Source organism: Pseudomonas sp. Tun-23181, from assembly GCF_057415455.1.
In genome coordinates this window covers 922,674-940,590 of record NZ_CM171630.1, presented here as the reverse complement: position 1 = coordinate 940,590, position 17,917 = coordinate 922,674, and the positions used below count along the sequence as shown (strand labels likewise).

At 61.2% G+C, this 17,917-nt stretch carries 23 protein-coding genes and 1 pseudogene; 9 read left to right on the top strand and 15 right to left on the bottom strand.

Features of this window, described 5'->3' with window-relative positions; genetic code table 11:
• Window positions 1-33: 33 nt before the first annotated feature.
• Both ACDI39_RS04740 and ACDI39_RS04735 read left to right on the top strand, forming a co-directional pair.
• Entirely contained in the window at window positions 34-522 is a 489-nt protein-coding gene (locus tag ACDI39_RS04740) for a hypothetical protein (protein ID WP_486537808.1), read from the top strand.
• 177 nt (window positions 523-699) lie between these two features.
• On the top strand, window positions 700-3,681 hold the full coding sequence (locus ACDI39_RS04735) for a tail fiber domain-containing protein (RefSeq protein ID WP_486537806.1): 2,982 nt from the start codon (window positions 700-702) through the stop codon (window positions 3,679-3,681).
• Between the two features lie 208 nt (window positions 3,682-3,889).
• Here the strand turns inward: ACDI39_RS04735 and ACDI39_RS04730 are convergent, their stop codons facing one another.
• The 7 genes from ACDI39_RS04730 to ACDI39_RS04700 all read right to left on the bottom strand — a co-directional run bounded on the left by ACDI39_RS04730 (window position 3,890) and on the right by ACDI39_RS04700 (window position 7,471).
• A complete protein-coding gene (locus tag ACDI39_RS04730) occupies window positions 3,890-4,585 on the bottom strand; it encodes a site-specific integrase (protein WP_486538951.1) in 696 nt (231 codons plus the stop codon).
• Window positions 4,533-5,408, bottom strand: a complete 876-nt coding sequence (locus ACDI39_RS04725; protein WP_253081749.1) for a hypothetical protein — start codon at window positions 5,406-5,408, stop codon at window positions 4,533-4,535. The genes ACDI39_RS04730 and ACDI39_RS04725 overlap by 53 nt, the downstream gene beginning before the upstream one ends.
• A gap of 136 nt (window positions 5,409-5,544) precedes the next feature.
• Window positions 5,545-5,685, bottom strand: a complete 141-nt coding sequence (locus ACDI39_RS04720; RefSeq protein WP_253081750.1) for a hypothetical protein — start codon at window positions 5,683-5,685, stop codon at window positions 5,545-5,547.
• Between the two features lie 199 nt (window positions 5,686-5,884).
• The gene (locus ACDI39_RS04715) at window positions 5,885-6,115 is read right to left on the bottom strand and encodes a hypothetical protein (protein ID WP_253102640.1); all 231 of its coding nucleotides are present in this window, start codon (window positions 6,113-6,115) and stop codon (window positions 5,885-5,887) included.
• A 390-nt stretch (window positions 6,116-6,505) separates the two neighbouring features.
• Window positions 6,506-6,676, bottom strand: a complete 171-nt coding sequence (locus ACDI39_RS04710; protein ID WP_253080519.1) for a hypothetical protein — start codon at window positions 6,674-6,676, stop codon at window positions 6,506-6,508.
• Between the two features lie 139 nt (window positions 6,677-6,815).
• Complete coding sequence (locus tag ACDI39_RS04705) at window positions 6,816-7,118, bottom strand: XRE family transcriptional regulator (RefSeq protein WP_186663749.1); 303 nt, start codon at window positions 7,116-7,118, stop codon at window positions 6,816-6,818.
• Window positions 7,115-7,471, bottom strand: coding sequence for a type II toxin-antitoxin system RelE/ParE family toxin (locus ACDI39_RS04700; protein WP_225787733.1), 357 nt, complete (start codon window positions 7,469-7,471; stop codon window positions 7,115-7,117). Before ACDI39_RS04700 ends, ACDI39_RS04705 begins: the two co-directional genes overlap by 4 nt.
• Before the next feature lie 294 nt (window positions 7,472-7,765).
• On the opposite strand from ACDI39_RS04700, the gene ACDI39_RS04695 reads away from it, so the two are divergent.
• Both ACDI39_RS04695 and ACDI39_RS04690 read left to right on the top strand, forming a co-directional pair.
• Window positions 7,766-8,002 (top strand): hypothetical protein, encoded by a 237-nt coding sequence (locus tag ACDI39_RS04695; protein ID WP_253080520.1) that lies wholly within the window; start codon window positions 7,766-7,768, stop codon window positions 8,000-8,002.
• A gap of 580 nt (window positions 8,003-8,582) precedes the next feature.
• On the top strand, window positions 8,583-8,813 hold the full coding sequence (locus ACDI39_RS04690; RefSeq protein WP_225787734.1) for a hypothetical protein: 231 nt from the start codon (window positions 8,583-8,585) through the stop codon (window positions 8,811-8,813).
• Here ACDI39_RS04690 and ACDI39_RS04685 read toward each other — a convergent pair.
• Window positions 8,810-8,986, bottom strand: a pseudogene (locus tag ACDI39_RS04685) (transposase); the annotation flags it as partial. The gene ACDI39_RS04690 and the pseudogene ACDI39_RS04685 overlap by 4 nt on opposite strands.
• 173 nt (window positions 8,987-9,159) lie before the next feature.
• Entirely contained in the window at window positions 9,160-9,594 is a 435-nt protein-coding gene (locus ACDI39_RS04680) for a nuclear transport factor 2 family protein (protein WP_253090760.1), read from the bottom strand.
• 202 nt (window positions 9,595-9,796) lie between these two features.
• Between ACDI39_RS04680 and ACDI39_RS04675 the strand changes: the two genes are divergently transcribed.
• On the top strand, window positions 9,797-11,146 hold the full coding sequence (locus ACDI39_RS04675; protein ID WP_486537801.1) for a dihydroorotase: 1,350 nt from the start codon (window positions 9,797-9,799) through the stop codon (window positions 11,144-11,146).
• 245 nt (window positions 11,147-11,391) lie between these two features.
• On the top strand, window positions 11,392-11,538 hold the full coding sequence (gene ykgO / locus ACDI39_RS04670) for a type B 50S ribosomal protein L36 (RefSeq protein ID WP_253102638.1): 147 nt from the start codon (window positions 11,392-11,394) through the stop codon (window positions 11,536-11,538).
• A 123-nt stretch (window positions 11,539-11,661) separates the two neighbouring features.
• On the opposite strand, the gene ACDI39_RS04665 is transcribed toward ykgO, so the two are convergent.
• From ACDI39_RS04665 to ACDI39_RS04640, 6 genes are read right to left on the bottom strand one after another with little or no spacing between them, the layout of a single operon-like run.
• Complete coding sequence (locus tag ACDI39_RS04665; protein ID WP_225787737.1) at window positions 11,662-12,039, bottom strand: termination factor Rho; 378 nt, start codon at window positions 12,037-12,039, stop codon at window positions 11,662-11,664.
• A 17-nt stretch (window positions 12,040-12,056) separates the two neighbouring features.
• Complete coding sequence (locus ACDI39_RS04660; protein WP_225787738.1) at window positions 12,057-12,485, bottom strand: hypothetical protein; 429 nt, start codon at window positions 12,483-12,485, stop codon at window positions 12,057-12,059.
• A gap of 28 nt (window positions 12,486-12,513) precedes the next feature.
• Window positions 12,514-13,473, bottom strand: a complete 960-nt coding sequence (locus tag ACDI39_RS04655) for a lysylphosphatidylglycerol synthase domain-containing protein (protein ID WP_253090761.1) — start codon at window positions 13,471-13,473, stop codon at window positions 12,514-12,516.
• Window positions 13,473-14,675 (bottom strand): cardiolipin synthase ClsB, encoded by a 1,203-nt coding sequence (clsB, locus tag ACDI39_RS04650; RefSeq protein WP_253090762.1) that lies wholly within the window; start codon window positions 14,673-14,675, stop codon window positions 13,473-13,475. Before clsB ends, ACDI39_RS04655 begins: the two co-directional genes overlap by 1 nt.
• On the bottom strand, window positions 14,672-15,457 hold the full coding sequence (locus tag ACDI39_RS04645; protein ID WP_253080524.1) for an endonuclease/exonuclease/phosphatase family protein: 786 nt from the start codon (window positions 15,455-15,457) through the stop codon (window positions 14,672-14,674). The genes clsB and ACDI39_RS04645 overlap by 4 nt, the downstream gene beginning before the upstream one ends.
• On the bottom strand, window positions 15,454-16,371 hold the full coding sequence (locus tag ACDI39_RS04640) for a DUF72 domain-containing protein (RefSeq protein ID WP_486537797.1): 918 nt from the start codon (window positions 16,369-16,371) through the stop codon (window positions 15,454-15,456). The genes ACDI39_RS04645 and ACDI39_RS04640 overlap by 4 nt, the downstream gene beginning before the upstream one ends.
• Window positions 16,372-16,640: 269 nt before the next feature.
• Between ACDI39_RS04640 and ACDI39_RS04635 the strand changes: the two genes are divergently transcribed.
• The 3 genes from ACDI39_RS04635 to ACDI39_RS04625 are packed head-to-tail and all read left to right on the top strand — an operon-like array spanning window position 16,641 to window position 17,805.
• Window positions 16,641-16,781, top strand: coding sequence for a hypothetical protein (locus tag ACDI39_RS04635; RefSeq protein WP_225787743.1), 141 nt, complete (start codon window positions 16,641-16,643; stop codon window positions 16,779-16,781).
• Window positions 16,782-16,810: 29 nt separating this feature from the next.
• Window positions 16,811-17,206: a low affinity iron permease family protein gene (locus ACDI39_RS04630; RefSeq protein ID WP_225787744.1), complete on the top strand. Its 396-nt coding sequence runs from the start codon at window positions 16,811-16,813 to the stop codon at window positions 17,204-17,206.
• Between the two features lie 47 nt (window positions 17,207-17,253).
• A complete protein-coding gene (locus ACDI39_RS04625; RefSeq protein ID WP_225787745.1) occupies window positions 17,254-17,805 on the top strand; it encodes an ATP-dependent Clp protease proteolytic subunit in 552 nt (183 codons plus the stop codon).
• Window positions 17,806-17,917 lie beyond the last annotated feature (112 nt).

The window sequence follows — 17,917 nt, the reverse complement described above, 5'->3', positions numbered from 1 at the left end:
GCGTCCATTCAACCAATAGCAGGGAAGGGAATAATGAAGCTACTCGTGATTGTGGGGCTCACCATTATGGCGCTGGCAGGATGTGGGCATAAGCCAATCGATTACAGTCCTGCGCCACCGCTAGGAATGACCAGAGAGCAGGCGATGGAAACCGTTGAGCAGGTCTTCTATGAGGACTTCAGCAAAACCAAGCCTCAGTCTGTAGTAGTCACTGAAAAGTTCATCTGGTTGTCGCAGGGTCTGGTATCGAAAGGAACGACCGTTGCGACAGCGGATGTTATCGGCAACAGCGCTATCGGTCTCGGTACCTCGACTGTTGCCACCCGGGAAGTTGGGCAGCGCATCTACTTCAACTCCATCGGCAAAATCGGCGTGTTTCAGCGCAAGATGAAATCCGGTCAGTTCGCAGTGGTTGTTCGAGCTACAGATGGTAGTGAATTGCGAGCAGTCAGGATGCGCAGCCTGGAAAAAGCTCAGCGATTTGCAGATGCCCTTGAATACCTTCGAGCACATAGCTCATAGGGTACTCCTCAACCCAAATCAAAACCCCCGGACGCTCGCAACGTGCCGGGGGTTTTTGTTTCCACCCCATGCATAGCCCCATGAGGAAGACGTAAATGCAGTTTACCTAACCCAGCCGAAATCCCCCACAGAGAGCCCCGCACATGCGGGGTTTTCGCATTTCTGGAGCACAGAAAATTGACCGTCTCGACCATTGATAACGTTATCGAATACGTCTCCGGCGGCCCGGCGTTCCCGATCCCGTACCGGTTCCTGCAGAACTCCGATATCGAGGCCGTACTGGTCCGGCAGAGCGGCGTCTCGGAAACGCTGGTGCTGGGCACCCAGTACACGCTGACCGGCGCTGGCTCGCAAAGCGGAGGAACCCTCACCTCTGCCTACGCTGCTGGCGTGCTGGCTACGCCCGGCGCCACACTGACGATCTCCAGAGTCATGGATGCGGTCCAGCCAACGGACCTCCGCAACCAGGGGCGCTTCCTAGCTGAGACGCATGAAACGGTATTCGACCGCCTGACCATGCTGATCCAGCAGGCATTTGGCATCTTGCGCCGCGCCCTACTGATGCCGATCGGCAAGAATTACTACGACGCCAAGGGTCGACTGATCAAGAACCTGGGCGATGGCCAGGCCGATCAAGATGCGGTCAACATCCGGACCATGCGGGACTATGTCGATGCTGCCATCGCTGGAGTAGTTGGCGGCTTCGGATGGTTCATCCAGTCGGGTACCGGTGCGATCTACCGTACCTTCCAGAGCAAGATGCGCGATGTGGTGTCGGTGAAGGACTTTGGGGCCACGGGCAACGGGGTTACAGACGACACTACGGCATTCCTGCTGGCAGGGAAGGGGGCCTATGTCCCAGAAGGGACCTACGTGGTCGACACCCTGCAGCTCAACATCCAGGACTACACCGGCCCTGGAGTTCTGCACAGCAAGTTCGGCTCGGTGATCCGCCTTGATACCGATCCGGTCACTTGCCATTACGTGCAACGCAAGGTGATGGCCCCGCGCTTCGGCTGGGGCGACACCGAGATCTATCCCGGCGCACAGTTCGCCCCACAGGGTACGGCTTACTTCAGGCATCCGGTTACTGGTGAAGAGTCGATCTTCATCAATCAGTCCGTGGGCGATGGGGCCGATTGGGGGCCTGACGAGTACTGCCGAACTTCAAGAATCCCGCTCAGGGAGGACGGTGCCCAGCAGGAGGTCGCCGAGTTCACCCCGGAGATGCGTCAATCGCACGCGCACCTTTCGGTGCTCTATGAAAACGGCCAGATCTGGGCGTACTCATCGTATGTAGCGCCTATTGGCGCCCCTGACATCACCGTATCTACCGGCAAGGGCTGGTCAAAGTTTCCATGGAAAGGGGCGGCCAACACCTCATCGGACATCATCAACTATCAGGTGTGGGGAAACCCTGGGTCTGGCCACCGGTACGAGCGATTCGGTAAGGGGTGCGCACAGGTATCCCAGTGCGGGAAGTACATGATTCTGGTGGGCATCGATTATTCAGGGGCAGCGGGCGGCCGCACTCTGTTCGTGTACGACCGCCTCCAGGTAGAGTCTATGCTGAACCCCCTGGATGCTGAGCCGATCTTCACTAGCCGAACCCTCTCTGCCGCGAATATCGATGCCACGACGGGCTACCAGGGCGAAACTTGCGACGGTCGCTACATCTACATCCTGTGGGGATCGACCCCGGTGTACGGGAAGCGAGTGGTAACCGTGCACTCGCTGACCGGCGAAAAGCTGCGTGAGATCGCGTTCGAAGGGCCCGCTGCCGAGTACACGAACGCGCAGCTTCGCAACGGGCATCCGACTCTTGGCGACGCCCTGTCGTTCGAGCCGGAAGGAATAACTATCAGAGGGGATGAGATTTTCGTCACCTTCGTTGACTACTGGCGAGCTGGTGCTCAGGTCGTTTCGTACTACGGCACGAACTACGTGAATACGTTCACCAATAACGTGAACAGTCCGCCCGACCAGTACCCGGACCGCTGGCGCCCAACTGACCGGGCACCCACCCATGGGGCATGGAACAGTGGCACCACGTATGCGCTGGGTGCCATCACGCGACGCGAGAAGAAAATCTATTGCCTGACCCCGCCAAAAGGTAACCCGCTGGAGAGCCCGGCTATCAGCCGGTACACCTATGCGGATTCCGTTGCGCAGTATCCGGGAAAGATCGCCGACCTGATCCAGGTGTCGATTCCGCACGGGGACAATTGGCGCGCTTCGGTGCACCTGCCGGGATCGAATGAGTACCGGCCTGCAATGGAGTTCGCGTTTGGATATACCTTCAACGTCAGGGATACCCGAACGGGCTCCGACAATAGCGAGCGTGGAGGAATTCGCTACACCGCCATTGATGGCGGCGATCACCATACCCAGCTGTTCGCCGGAGACGGCACCGCGGCCACCAGCCCCAACATCACGATGTACCCAACTACCTCGAACGCCAATGCTGGCGATGTGTGGCTGACGTCCCGTGGCCCCAGCTCGATCTTGCGCCTCATGCAGGACGGGGCCACCAAATTCGCTGTGAACGACACATATTGCACGTTCTACCAGAACGCCCGATTCATCACGGACGCCAGCTACAACTTCGGCTCTGCGGCATTCAGGACGAACAACATCTACCTGGTCAACGCGCCGATCGTCACGTCTGACCTGCGGTACAAGATTTTGCGCGAGGGCGGCTTGGATGACGCGGTGCTCGATGTGATCGAGGATGTGGTCTACCGTCAGTACACGATGCTTGATGACATTTACTCTGTTGGCGCAACAGCCCAATGGCGATTCGGCGTCATCGCCCAAGAACTAGTGGCCGCTTTCGATGCTCATGGACTGGACTGGCGCCAATACGGCGTTATCCAATACCACGAATGGGATGCAGAGCCCGCGCAGTATGAGCGCAAGCTGATACAGCCAGAGGTCCTTGGCATTGATGATCTCGGCAAGGAAATTGTGATTCAGGATGCGGTGTATGAGGATGTGCTGATCCGTCCCGCAGTAGAGGCTGGGTACCGATACTTCGTGACTTATGACGAGCTATATGCCCTTGAGTGCGCCCTGATGCGGCGTGAGCGGAGCAAGCTGGCTGCTACGATTGTGGAGCTTTCCGGCCGAGTCGCAGCGCTTGAGGGAGCAGGCATCTGAAGTCGTTTAATATCGGAAGAGCGCTAGAGCGGGGGCATCCCTGGGACACTGGATGTCCCAACTAGACCAGAAAAATGCCATTGGTTGATTGTCTAACATGGTGTGATTGGGTGGATCGATATGCCGAACCGGCATGGATGAGGGGCGCAGACTGCCGGACCAATTTCCGAACCAGTCAATGCGTTTTGGTGGGGGATAGAGAGGAGTTTCAGCCAGTAAAACCTACACATCTCCACCCAATAACCCCCATTGCATAGCGCATGGTGATATTGGCGGTAGAAATCAAGTGCTTGTCCTGCGGGGGTTCCAGAGGTGTATTTAGGCCCCTCTCGTGCGTTTTGGGCCAATTTCGGGCCAATTCGACTCGGGGCGGCAGCTTCTCCAGCTCCCTCCAGTCCGAGGAGGAGCTGATCCATTTCGCGTAGGTAGAGAGCAACATCTCGACGCAGTGGCTGAGCGGGTTGGCGATGAACGCGAGGTTCATTCCAGCTATCAGGCACAGGGGTGCGTAGGTGTGGCGGGTGTCGTACTGCCGGCGTTCACGGATGTCCAGCGCCTTGGGCGCTGCTTTGAAGGGGCGGATTGTAACACTTGGCTCGTTGATCCACAGCCCACCTTTGCTTGGCTGGAAGACGAAGGGGCTGACCGGATTGGCCGATTTGGAAGCCATGCGCTTCAAGTTTGCCACTCGCCGGGCCTGGCTGACGGCATTGAGCGCCCGCTCGTTGAGCAGGATGGTTCGGTGATTCTTGGTCTTGGTGCGCTCTTGTGGCGCTCGATTGATGATGATCCGGCGTATGACTGCAGTTCGCTCCTCCAGATCGACGTCATCCCACTGAAGGCCCATTGCCTCACCAGGCCGAACCCCCGTGAAGAAGCAGAACTCGAAGAAGGCTGCGTAGATTTGGGAGTACTTGCGCAGGCTGCCGTAAAGGTGAGCAATGATCGCTTCCGCCTCGGTCCTGGTGTATGGATCGACGACCTTCTTTACGGCCTTTGGCTTGTCCAGGGAAGCAGTCGGGTTCTTGGCGATCAGCCCGTCCAGCACGGCCGTTTTGAATACGCTCGACAACTTGATGATCGCGTTTCGCTTCACACCTACTGAAGTCCACTGAATCTGCGAGATGACGCTGCGGAGCAGGGTCGTTGCCCTTTGGTCGCGTCCAGGCGGTCGGGCTGATGCCGAACTCCTGGATCTGCTTTGACGCGATGTGACCCTGCGAGCGCATCAAGGCGATCACCCGTAGCGCGGCCTCCTTCCAGGGTGTGAGGCTCACCGGCGAGGGGACTCCGGCCTGATGCGCGCCAACCACCATTGGCACTCGGCAACGTTCTGCCGGGTTCCAGTCGAACAGGTGCAGGTACTCTTCATTGACGAAGAAAGACATCCAGTCCCGGTTATTCAGGCAGCGGATATCGAACTCCCATCCGGACTTGTCGCCGCCACGATGCATCCAGCGGGGAAGCAAGACCGGAACACCGAGCAGGCCCAGCATGCGGCCGATACCGTGACTGGCATCGCTGGCCTTGCCGACGATCACCAGGCGGTGGTCAGGGCCTGGGCGGCCGTAGAAGTTTTCGTAGTCCTTCGGCAGGATCTGGTCGGCCACCTTCGCATTGAGGGTCATCTTCGCCTCGATGCCGATCTGCCGACCGCTGGTGTGCACGGCGAGGATGTCGAAGCCTGCAGCCTCGGGATAGCAAGTCCAATCGGCCTGCTTGTTCATCGACTGAAGGCCGCGCACAACTCGGCCTCCGTCTTGATCGGTGTCCTTTCGAGCATGTCGATTCCTTGGCCGCCATATCGCGGCAGTGAATGGAGGGGAGAGGGGCTACAGCAGAAAAGAGTACGGATGTACTCCTTCAGGGTTCGTCGTACTCAGCCAGCGGGGTGTGGACGATGCCGATCAGCTTTGTGTCGAGCGCTGGCTTGCGCTCCAGGGCGCCCCGGGCGTTCCACAGCTGGAGGGCCAGGTCGATGGGATCATCCCATCCGGTTTCCATGGCCTTCTGGAACGCGGCGTTGAAGGCGGCGAGGTCGGCGTCTTTGTCTGTTGTGCTCGGCCCCGCGCTGGTGGATAGGCCGCAGGAGAGTAGCCATGAAGCTTAAATTTGAAACTACCAAAAGTGGCCATGTTGTAGTCGTCGGCATCGGCCTGGGTGAGCAGGCGCCTGTTGCTGTCGCAACGGCGCCGATCAGAACTCAGAAAATTCGCGATTGCAAGAAGGTCAGCATGTCCAAGTAGTTGGCCTGATTACCGCCCTGAACCTGCGTTGCCTTATAGGATTCCAGATTTTCCCATAGGGATTGTCGGTCAATGGAGTCAAGCTTAGTAATTTCGTTAATGATCGCGCCGAGGGTATTGAGAGTCACCGCCGATACTGTGTTGGCAGCCTGCTCCAAAGCGGTGAGACGGTTTTCTATGTTTTGCATTTGACCTCCTAGGTCATCATGCCCCAGTCCATGGGCTTTCCGGCAACGGACTGGGGCGGTTCGTTGGAGGCACAACGCTACTGCGCCTGGATCCAATCATGTCAATGACGGTATGAATGTGAATCCTGACCGGACTAGAAACGTGTTGCCAGCTCAGGCGCCGAAGGCTCCGCCACCTGCTCCGAGCCCCAAGAAAGATTGATCGTTTGAAGCCCAGCCCCGCGCTGGGCTTTTTGCGTCTGGCGCCGGCCCGCGCCTAGCTGTCGCCGCGCCACGAGATGGCTTAGTCGAGGCTGTTCTCTCGCTCTGCTTCAGCGTCCTGTGCATCGAACATCGCAGCCATGGTCTCGGTGTGCTTCTTCTGAGTGGTCGAGTAAAACATGCATCGGTTTAAGAGAAATCTTTCATGCTTCGGGCCGAGACGAGGTGATCGGGCTCTACCTCCAGTACCTCAACTCGACCATTACGCGAGCTGGTCACCTCAATCGTGTAGCTCGCGATCGTGCCGTCGACGCGCTCAGTGTGGCCGAGGCATTTGAAGGTGAGGGTGGGTTCGGTCATGCTGGGCTCCAGAGGCTGCCGTAGGGCTGGCCGTGTATACACATGGACCCCATTCTATAAGCTATAGAATGGGGTCCATGTGTATAGGGCGAGTGGGAAAGATCCGGCGCTTGGCCGGGCTCACTGGAGCAGGGCGAGGTTATGCGTGAGCAGCCTCTTGCTCCGGCACCAGTCGCACCTCAACGCGTTGGCCCAGTGCACGAGCGGCGCTGGCTAGGGTCGCCAGCGTCATGCCTGGGTCGTCTTGGTCTAGTGCGCGGTCCACTGCGGTACGACTGGTGTGCATGCGCGCAGCCAGGGCTTTCTTTGTCACCTTCTGGCTTTTCATGGCTTCAGCGATTTGCCAAGAGATGACTCGCTTGAGGGCAGCAGCGGACACTTCCTCTGCGAGACCTTGCTCTGCAAGGAAATCGTCGAAATCGGAGCCGATGTGCTGGTTCATTGCTTGTTCCTCTCTAGTGTTGCTTTGCGTTGCCTGGCGGTTTCCAAGTCAGACGCGGGTGTTTTCTGGCTCTTCTTGATGAAGCCGTGAAGCAGAACCATGACGTTCCCGTCCACGGTGAAGAGCACGCGGGCGATGGTATCGACTAGGTTGACCCTGACCTCCCAGAGGCCTTTATCAAGCTTTCTGACAACTGGCATTCCGATTGGCCAGCCGATCTGGACCGTTTTGATTTCTGTTCCGATCATCCGCTTGTGATCGCGAGGCAGGTCGGTCAGCCATTCGCGCACCGGCTCATTGCCCGCTTCCGTGCGATAAAAACTGACGTGCAATGTTGGTGGGATTTCACTCATGTGTTGAGTGTACCAAAAATGGTGCGTTACGCAACGTTCGGCGGGAGTTCGTCAAGGATATGGGTGGATTCGGCAGGAGCAGGGCGGCCCGGCGCTTGGCCGGGCTTGGGGTTACCGGAAATTTCTCTCGACAATCAGGTCGTAACAGCGGCGAGCGACGGTCGCGAAGTACAGGCCGCTTAGCCAGAGCAGACCTACAAAGCCAGCGGCAAGCAATGCACCGAGGCTTTGTCCACCTCCGGTCCGAAAGGACGGCGGTGGCAGGCTCGGGTCGCTCCCGAAAGTGAACGCGACATGGCCAGCCCTAGCCAGGCCGATGCTGATCCGACCATCCAGCTGGCCGACGAGATCATGGCTCGCGTTGAGGATATTCGGCTGCCAACGGGGGCGCTGGACAATGAAGGACTGCCGGTCACTGTCTCTGCCCGCGAGCTGCTGGTCCAGGCCGACGAAAACATCAAGGCTGCCCAGCAGGATGCCCGAGGATTAGCCGCTGCCGCCGCCTGCTTCCTGCAGCGTGGTTTAGACTGAGCTCAATCTGCCACCACAATGAGAAGAAACCATCATGAAATGGCTTCCGCTGCTAATGCTCCCGCTCATGGTGTCCGGGTGCGCTACGACCGGTAAATATGAGAAGGTTCTACAAAGCTGGGTTGGCTCTAGTGAGCTGGATTTGGTGCGAAGCTGGGGGCCGCCGCAGCAAACATATGAAGCAAGTGACAGGAAATTTCTGATCTACTCGAGTAGCAATGACATGTATCTGCCAGGTAGTGCGCCTACGTACCAGACCACGGTCGTGGGCAACACCGCATACACCAACTCGTATGGCGGAACCCCCGCTATGAATATTCAGCTGTCCTGCACCACTACATTTGAGATCACCGCCGATGTCATTACCAGCTGGCAGTGGCGGGGTAACAATTGCGTATCCAGGTAGCTAAATAGTTGGGAAACCGTCTACTTCCGACCCATAGGCTTGCCCCATCCACAAAGGAGCAAGCCTATGCGTTTCGAATGCATCAAGGCTGTCGTTCAGGCAGCTGTACCACACTTTCTGACCCTTCTCTTGTCCGCGCCCCATCGCTGGGCGCCGCAGTAGGAGGCCGTTGATATGTTGACCGCACAACGCCTGCGCGAACTCCTGCACTACGACCCCATCACTGGCATTTTCACTAACATCGCTCCGCGCAAGAAGGTGGTGGTGGGCAGTGTTGCTGGATCAGGTGCGCTATTACCAGAGCGAAGCTGGGGGGCGCTGCGTCTCTCCCGGCCTGGTCAAGGGGATAGCCACGGTGACGGTGAGTTATCAGTGAAATTTGTCAAATGTCACTGGCAAGTTTAATAGGGCGATAGGCATGGATGGAGGAAGGCACTTGCCTGTCGTAGACACCGCCGCCAGCAGGCTAGCGTGACCATTGCGGCATAGCTTTTCGCAAGCTTGCAGTAACGGGTTGCTAGGCGGCGATGCTCCTTCAGCCAGCCGAACAGCCGCTCGATAACGTTCCGTTCCCTGTAACCGCTTCGTCCTGTTTTCTGCCACATCGGCACGAGACGAGGTGGTCGAACGTATCTATTGCGTTCGGCGCGTCGCCGGCTAGGCGTTGCAACGACGGCCCAGGCCATCACCATCGCCATTGGCAACGGGGATCTGGAGCGCTGAGCAGGCAAGCAGGGCTGCTGAGTCGCTTTCAGGCTTCGATGGAGGAATGATGGCCGGTAATCAGCCACTGCTGTTCGATCCGCTCGAAGGTGAAGAGAAAGCGGGCGGGCACGATCCGCTGCTCGCCCGCCTCGCGGAATACGAACGTGTACTGGCCGCCGACGACCACGGTGCCCAGCTTGCGGCTGACGCGTTTCTTGAAGAAGCGGATGTCGCAGACCAGCCCTTCGTTGGCGAAGAAACTTTCGAAATAACTGCGCCGGCTATCGTCGCAGTCGCGGACCTCGTTGGACAGGGTCGGTACAAGGATCGCGTCCGGGGCGTAAAGCGCCAGGACTTTGTCCACATCCCGCGAGGCCACGGTGGCAGCCCATCGATAGAGCGCAGCCTTGGCGCCTGCCAGGCAGGCCAGTTCGACGTCGGCGTAGGGCTGAGTGTTGGCTGAGGTTTGGGCTTCATTCATGGCGGATACCTGCACAGGCGGAAAGCGGTGGTCTATTTTTAATTTGTGTTACGTTATAACGAAATTATTCAGGACGCCATCCCATGTTTTCAATGCTCGAACAGGTAGCAGCAGGCCCCCGCTTTGTCGGCCATATCGGCCGTCGAAGCGGCTTTTACAACGTCATCCAGGCCGATCACGTTATGGGGAGCGGGGTGAAGGCATGAGTAGCGTCATCATTCGCAACGCTCGCCTGGTCAACGAAGGGGCGGTCGAGGATGCCGATGTACTGGTCGTCCACGGCTGGATCGAAAAGATCGGCCGCAGTATCGAAGGCATCAATGCATCCACTGAAATCGATGCCTGTGGCCAGTGGCTCGTGCCCGGCATGATCGATGATCAAGTGCATTTCCGCGAGCCTGGCGCTGCGCACAAGGGGACGATCGCCAGTGAATCGCGCGCAGCGGTCGCCGGAGGCATTACCAGTTTCATGGACATGCCCAACACCAGCCCACCCACCCTGGACCTTGCCGCGCTGCAGGAGAAAAAAGCGCGCGCCTCCGCGACCTCCGTTGCCAACTACGGTTTTCACTTCGGGGTAAGCAAGGACAACCTCGATATCGTGGCATCGCTCGATCCAGGTTCCGTGGCGGGGGTGAAGGTGTTCATGGGGGCATCCACCGGGGACATGCTGGTGGATGACCCGAGAACCCTCGAACGGCTGTTCGCCAACGTGCCGACGATCCTGTTGGCGCATTGCGAGCACACGCCGTCGATCCTGGCCAACGAGGCGCGACTGCGCGAGCGATACGGTGATTTCATCCCACCGGCCATGCACCCACTCATTCGGGACGCTGCCGCGTGCCTACGTTCCTCGACACTGGCCGTTCAACTTGCCAGGCAATTCGGCACCCGCTTGCACGTGCTGCACCTGACCACAGCACAGGAACTGCAACTGTTCGAACCTGGCCCCGTGGCAGGGAAGCGGATCACCGCGGAAGTGTGCGTGCATCATCTGCTGTTCGATGACCGCGACTATGCAAGCCTCGGGCACCTGATCAAATGCAACCCCGCCATCAAGACCCGGGCAGACCGCGATGCCCTGCGCCAGGCGCTGCAGTGCGACCGTATCGATGTCATCGGGACCGATCATGCACCGCACACACTGACGCAGAAGCAACGCTCCTACGCGTTGGCGCCCGCTGGATTGCCGCTGGTCCAGCATGCATTACCGGCACTGTTGGAGTTGGTCGAGGAGGGCGTGCTGTCGGTTGCCCAACTGGTGCGCAAGACCAGTCACTCGGTCGCTGACCTGTTCGCAATCCAGGGCAGGGGATATTTGCGCGAAGGCTACTGGGCAGACCTGGTCTTGATCGAACGCCTGCCCGAGCCTCGGGCCGTCACCCTCGATCCGGTGCTGGCCCACTGTCAGTGGACGCCGTTCATCCAGCATCGGTTTCATCATCGGGTGACCACCACCCTGGTGTCCGGTCAGCTTGCCTGGCATGGCGGCCGGGTGGTCGACAGCTGCCAGGGGTTGCCGTTGGTGTTCCACTCGCAACGGTCTGGTTGAGGTTGCACAAGGGACGGTCTTCCTCGAGGGCGCGAACATGGGCGAAGCCCGTGCCATACAGCTCGGTGTCCTCTTCGCGGGTAATTCAGATAAAAAATGCTTCTAAATCAATTAAGTATTCAAAGTTCTATAGAAAGTAGTTGAAGATTGGATCTTGCAATGGCAAAGGATGCGCTGTGACGGGGTGATTGCGAGATGGGAATGATTTGCGTTAATGTTATGTTATTACGTAATCGGAGACTCCCATGCAAGTACTGTCGTCACTCAAGCAAGCCAAGCGCCGTTATCGTGATTGCCAGGTAGTCAAACGCCGCGGAAGGATCTATGTGATCTGCAAATCCAATCCTCGTTTCAAGGCGCGACAGGGAGGAGTGAAGAAGAAGCGGGGCTAGCCGATGGGCCGCCCGTTTTGGCCCTGCAAACCGCATCATGCGTGATCGACTCAGACCCTGTGGGTCGCGATGGGCTGCAAAGCAGCCCCAATGCCGCTCGGCGGGCAGGCATTGGGGCCACCGTCACGCCGCACGGCGCAGCGCCTCGACCAGCGCCGCCTTGCGCATGGTCGAGCGTCCGGCGATGTTCTGCTTGCGCGCCCGGTCCATCAGCTCGGCCTTGCTCATGTCCTCCAGGCGCTGGCCGGGCCGTGGCACGCCGCGGCGGGTGGCGGCGGCGCGCTTGGCCGAGGACTCACGAGCCTTCTCCTTGGCCTGCGGGCTTTTCTTCTGCCCGGAGCCGCCCTTGCGCTCGCCACCGCCGGACTGCTTGTTGACCGTCGCCCAGGCCCGCGCCTCGGCTTCGTCCTTGGGCACGCCCTTGGCCTCGTAGCTTTCCTCGATGTGCTCGGCCTTGCGTTTTTGCTTGTCGGTGTACTTGTCTTTGTCTCCACGTGGCATGGTCGTTCTCCTTCGGTTCAATGGGTCTGCCAGATGCCGTCGTTGCGCTCGCAGTCGGTGCGGGCCTGAGCCAGGCTCGGGGTGTCGTAGTAGTAGGTGATGACCCGGGCGTCCTTGGGCACCGCCGGGTGGGTCGGGGGCTGGTCGCGACCGATGGATTTCGGGTTGGCCAGCGATTCCTGGGTCAAGGGCGCGATGCAACTGCCGACGCTGCCATCGGCGCAGCGCGAAACCGGGTGCTTGCGGGTATTGACCATCTCCTTGCTCTCGTTGCTGCACGACCAGGCGATGGCCTCGGCGGGCATGTCGCTGAAGCTGTAGCAGGTGCGCCGCTCCACGGGCGTCACCGCATCGCTGGAGGAGCGGGTGAAAACCTCGCAGGCCTCGGCCAGCACCTGGGTGCTGACCAGGCTGCCCAGCATCAGCAGCAGAACGGGAAAACGCATGGCACACCTCCTGGCCTCGCGGCCGTCGTCAGGTCTTGCGCAATGTCGCCTTGCCGCGCCGGCGCATGGCCTTGGCGCGCTTTTCCAGCACCAGGTAGACCAGCACCGCCAGCAACAGCGGAATCAGGTAGTACAACGTGCGGTAACCCAGCAACGCGGCCACCAGGCTGCCCTGGCCGAGCTGGCCGTGGAGCAGGGCGAGGAACACCGCCTCCAGCACCCCGAGCCCGGCGGGAATGTGCGCCACCACCCCGGCCACGCAACTGATCAGCAGGATGCCCAGGATCGATGGGAAGAACAGCTCTTGGGGCAGCAGCCAGTGGATCAACGCCGCCATCAGCGCCCAGTTGCTCGCGCCCAAGGTCACCTGGCAGAGCGCCAGGCGCAGCGACGGCAGGGTGATTTCATGCGCGCGCAGACGCCAGGTGCGCCGCTTGGCGAAACCGCAGGCCAGCAGGTAGCCCAGCGCCACGGCCAGCAACAGGAAACCGATGAGTTGCAGGCCGACGACGCCCACCGCCCAGTCGTCCGGAAGCTTGACCAGGCGCAGGGCGAACACCGTGCCCGCCAGCAGCATGTAGCCGACCCAGTTGGTCAACAGCCCCAGGGTCAGGATCCGCGTGATGGTCGGCGTGTCCAGGCCCAGGCGGCTGTACAGCCGGTAGCGCAGGGCCACGCCGCCGACCCAGGTGGTGAAGTTGAGGTTGAAGGCATAGCAGACGAACGCCACCGGCAATACCTGGCGCACGGGCAAATGGTGGCCGGTATAGGCACGGCCGAGCAGGTCGTAGCTGGCGAACACCAGGTAGCTGGCCAGGGCCAGGGCCAGGCCCACCGCCAGAGTCGCGGGCTTGTAGGCCAGCAGCGACTGGCGCACTTCGCTCCAGTCCAGGTTGCGCGCCAGCATGTACAGCAGCGCCGGCACCAGCACCAGGAACGCCAGGGTGAGCAGGCGCTTGCCCCAGGTCTGCCATGGTTTTCGCTCCATCAGGTCTTGCCCTCGTGGTAGGTGGACTCGTCTTCCTGGGTCGGGCGCAGCGATTGCAGTTCCTGGCGATGGGCCGGGAACCAGCCGGCGATCCGCGGGAAATGGCGGATGATGTGGAAGCACAGGAAGATCAGCGGCGCCCGCCACCAGTAGCCACGGATCATCCGCTCCAGGGTGACCGCCCTGCATTGCTGGCTGGCCAGTTCGCTCAGGCGCCGATACAGCTGCTGGTTGAACGCGCGGTCGCGGATCAGCAGGTTGGCCTCCAGGTTGAATGACAGGCTCAACGGGTCGAGGTTGCTCGAACCCACCGTGGCCCACTCTTCGTCCACCAGCGCGACCTTGCCGTGCAAGGGGCGCTGGCAATATTCGTGGATGCGCACGCCGTCGCGCAGCAGGTAGTTGTACAGCAATCGCGACAGGGCCCTGACCCAGCGCATGTCTGGCTGCCCCTGGAGGATCAAGGTCACCTCCACGCCCCGTCGGGCGGCATTGCGCAGTTCGCGCATCAACCGGTAGCCGGGGAAGAAGTAGGCGTTGGCCACCAGGATGCGCCGGCGCGCCAGGCGAAAGCCCTCCAGGTAATAGGCCTCGATGTCGTTGCGATGACGGCCGTTGTCGCGTTCGGCCAACACGGCGCTGGCCTGGCCGCAGGGCTGGGTGACCGGGCGCACCTGGCTCGGCGGCTGCAGTACTGGCGCCAACAGGCGGCGGCTGGAGGCATGCAACTGGGCGACCACCGGGCCGGTGACTTCCACGGCATAGTCCTGCTTGGCCATCGGGCCATAGTCGCCGAGGTGGTCGGCGCTGTAGTTGATGCCGCCGATGAATGCCCGCTTGCCGTCGATCACCACGATCTTGCGGTGCAGGCGGCGGAACAGGTTGGTGCGCATGCCCGCCAGGCGCGGGTGCGGGTCGAAGGCATGGAAGCGGATGCCGACCTCGGTCATGGCCGAGACGAAGCTATCCGGCAGGTCGGCGGTGCCGTAGCCGTCGGCGGCCACCTCGACCCGTACACCTCGCCGGGCGGCATCGATCAGCACCTGCTGCAGCTGTTGGCCGACCTTGTCGTCGTAGATGATGAAGGTTTCCAGCAGGATCTCTTCCCGCGCCTGGGCCATGGCCTCGAACACGCGCGGGTAGTACTGCTCGCCGTTGATCAGCAGCTCGACATGGTTGCCGTCCACCCAGGGTCTGTTCACAGGCTCACCTCTGCCGCCAAGGGCGCATGGTCGGAGAGGTGCGACCAGGGGTACTTGGACAGGACCTGGGCCGCGCACGGCATGGCGTTGCGCAGGTAGATGCGGTCCAGGCGCAGTAGCGGCAGGCGCGACGGGAAGCTGCGCGCCGGTGTGCCGAAGTGTTCCCCGAAGGCTTCCACCAGGCGCTGGGACAGCACTGCATCGGCCTTCAGCCGCCAGTCGTTGAAGTCACCGGCGACGATCACCGGGGCCTTGGGCGGCAGGCTGTCGAGCAGCTCCAGCAGCAGGCGTACCTGGCTCTGCCGGTGGGCCTCGCGCAAGCCCAGGTGCACGCAGACGGCATGCACTTGCTCGTGCCCGGGCACCTCCAGCCGGCAATGCAACAGGCCGCGCTGCTCGTTGCCTTGGATCGACACGTCGAGATTGTGGTACTCGGCGATGGGAAACTTCGACAGCAGGGCATTGCCGTGGTCGCCGTGGGGGTACACGGCGTTGCGCCCATAGGCGAACTGCGGCCACATGCTGTCGGCGAGGAACTCGTACTGGGGTGTGGCCGGCCAGGCCGGATGGCGCAGGGCGTGTTCCTGGTGGCTACCGTGTACCTCCTGGAGAAACACCAGGTCGGCGCCGGTGGCACGCACCGCCTCGCGCAGCTCGGGCAGGATGAAGCGTCGGTTGAACAGGGTGAAGCCCTTATGCACGTTGATGGTCAGCACGTTCAGCCGATGCACGGCGGTGACCCGGTCGATGATGCAGCGGGGGGCGGGCAGGGTCTTGTTCACAGCTCGACCTCCGGTTCCACGCCCGGCTCGGTGAGCAGCTCGCCGTCCAGCTTGAGCCTTTCCAGCAAGCGCCGGGCGTCGTAGGGCGCGTGGACTTTCTGGTCGTTGTCGAAATAGCAGTAGACGTCCCGCGAGGCCCGCTTGCGCGGGGCGCGCTGGACGACCAGCTGGGCATCGTCGGGCTGTCCGCCCCGGCTCCAGGCTTCGATGCGCGCCTTCCAGCGGCGCAGGGCACGGGCGGTATAGCCGCTGCTGTAGAGCTCGACGTCGCCGTGCAGGCGCAGGTAGACGAAATCGGCCGTCACATCCTCGACATAGGGCCACTTGCCTGCACTGTCGGCCACCACCAGGGCGACGTTGTGGCGGCGCAACAGCTCGACGAAGGCCGTACAGCAGAAGCTGTCGTGGCGGATCTCCACGGCATGGCGCAGGGCCCCGTCACCCTTGAGCGCGGTGGCGCCGTTGCCCTTCAGCTGTTCGCTGCACTGCTCGGCGCAAGCCCGTGCGGCCTTGCGCCGGTGCGGCAGCAACTCGAGGAAATGGCTGAAGCGCGCCTCGTCGTACCTGAGGCTCGGCGGAAACTGCCAGAGGATCGGCCCCAACTTGTCGCCCAGCAGCAGCGGCCCGGAGGCGAAGAAGTTGGCCAGCGGCTGCTCGATCTCCTTGAGCCGTCGCACATGGGTGATGTAGCGCGGCGCCTTGACCGAGAAGACGAAGCCCTCGGGTGTCTGGTCGTGCCAATTGCGGTAGCGCTCGGGTGTTTGCAGGGCGTAGAACGAGCCGTTGATCTCGATACTGTTGACCGCCCGCGAGGCGAACGCCAGTTCGTCGTCCTGGCGCAGGCCGGTGGGGTAGAAATCCTTGCGCCAGGGGCCATAGCGCCAACCGGAAATGCCAATGCGGATCTCGCTCACGGTGCCTTCCTTCGCTCGTGGAGGATATCGCCCGCGTCCTGGAAAACCTGGCCACGGATGCGGGCAGCTCTTGAATGTGCGACTGGGCAGGCATGGCCAGGTTCAGCAGGATTGACGAGTGGCCTTTCGGTCGTGGCTTGGGGTTGGGCTGCAAAGCAGCCCCTGGGTTTCAACCACGGCGCTCACAATTGGAACTTTGCCGTGGCCTGTCTCTCCACCGGATGCCGGGGCCGCGAAACCGCGCCTCGTCAGCCAGAGGAGAACCTGCGATGAAGACCGACGACGCTTTCGACGAACTGCACGAACTGCCCGGTACGACCCAGCCGCAGCCGATCGACGATGAGCCGGAGGTCCTGCCGGACGACCCCGACCTGCAAGGCCTGCCCGGCGAGGACAAGCTGCCGGGCTGAGGCCCAGGCAGCGCGGGAGGACCGCCAACATGAAATTCGACCGCTTCGCCCAATGGCTGGCCAACTGGTCCGGCCGCCCGCTGACCTTCGCCATCGCCCTCGTAGTGATCCTGGCCTGGGGCGTGAGCGGGCCGTTGTTCGACTTCAATGACACCTGGCAACTGGTGATCAACACCTCGACCACCATCGTCACCTTCCTCATGGTGTTCCTGATCCAGAACACCCAGAACCGCGACAACGACGAACTGCACATCAAGATCGACGAGCTGCTGCGCACCACCCGCAAGGCGCACAAGGCCTTGCTCGACCTGGAAGACATGGACCCGGCCCAGCTGCATGCACTGCGCAAGCAGTACCAGCGCCTGGGCGAGCAGGGCGAGCGAGACGATGCGGCCCACCCGCCTCGCGATGGCGAAGCGGGCTGAAGGCCAGCCCGTTCCACTGGAATGATCTGCCAACCCTGGAGGCACGCATGGCCAGACACATCATCCATTACACCGGCCCGATCAACTCATCCACCTGCGGCAACCTGATCAACACCTGTTCCCGTGCCCTGCAGCAGGGCGCCGAGGTGCTGCAGGTCAACATCGCCACCATGGGCGGGGAGTGCAGCTACGGTTTCACCCTGTACAACTTCCTGCGCTCGCTGCCGGTGCCGGTGCACACCCACAACCTGGGCACGGTGGAGTCCATGGGCAACATCCTGTTCCTGGCCGGCGAGCGCCGTACCGCCTGCGCCATGAGCAAGTTCCTGTTCCATCCGTTCCACTGGACCCTGCATGGTTCGGTGGACCATGCCCGGATGGCCGAATACGCCATGAGCCTGGACTACGACCTGCAGCTCTACGCGCAGATCGTCGCCGAGCGCACCCAGGGCGCCACCGAGGTGCTCGACGTGCCCCGCTACCTGATGGCCTATCCGCGTATCCTCGGGGCCAAGGAAGCGTTGCAGAGCGGGATGATCCATGCCATCGACGAGATGCCGATCGCAGCGGATGCCTGCCAGTGGAGCGTGCATGCCTAGGGGCCTCGGGAGTTCATTCTCGGGCCGCGCCCATCGCATCCTGTGCCTTGGGCTCGCGAACTCCGCTTGTGGGTTTTCTTGCCATGACGGCAGATGACGGTGGCGCGATGCC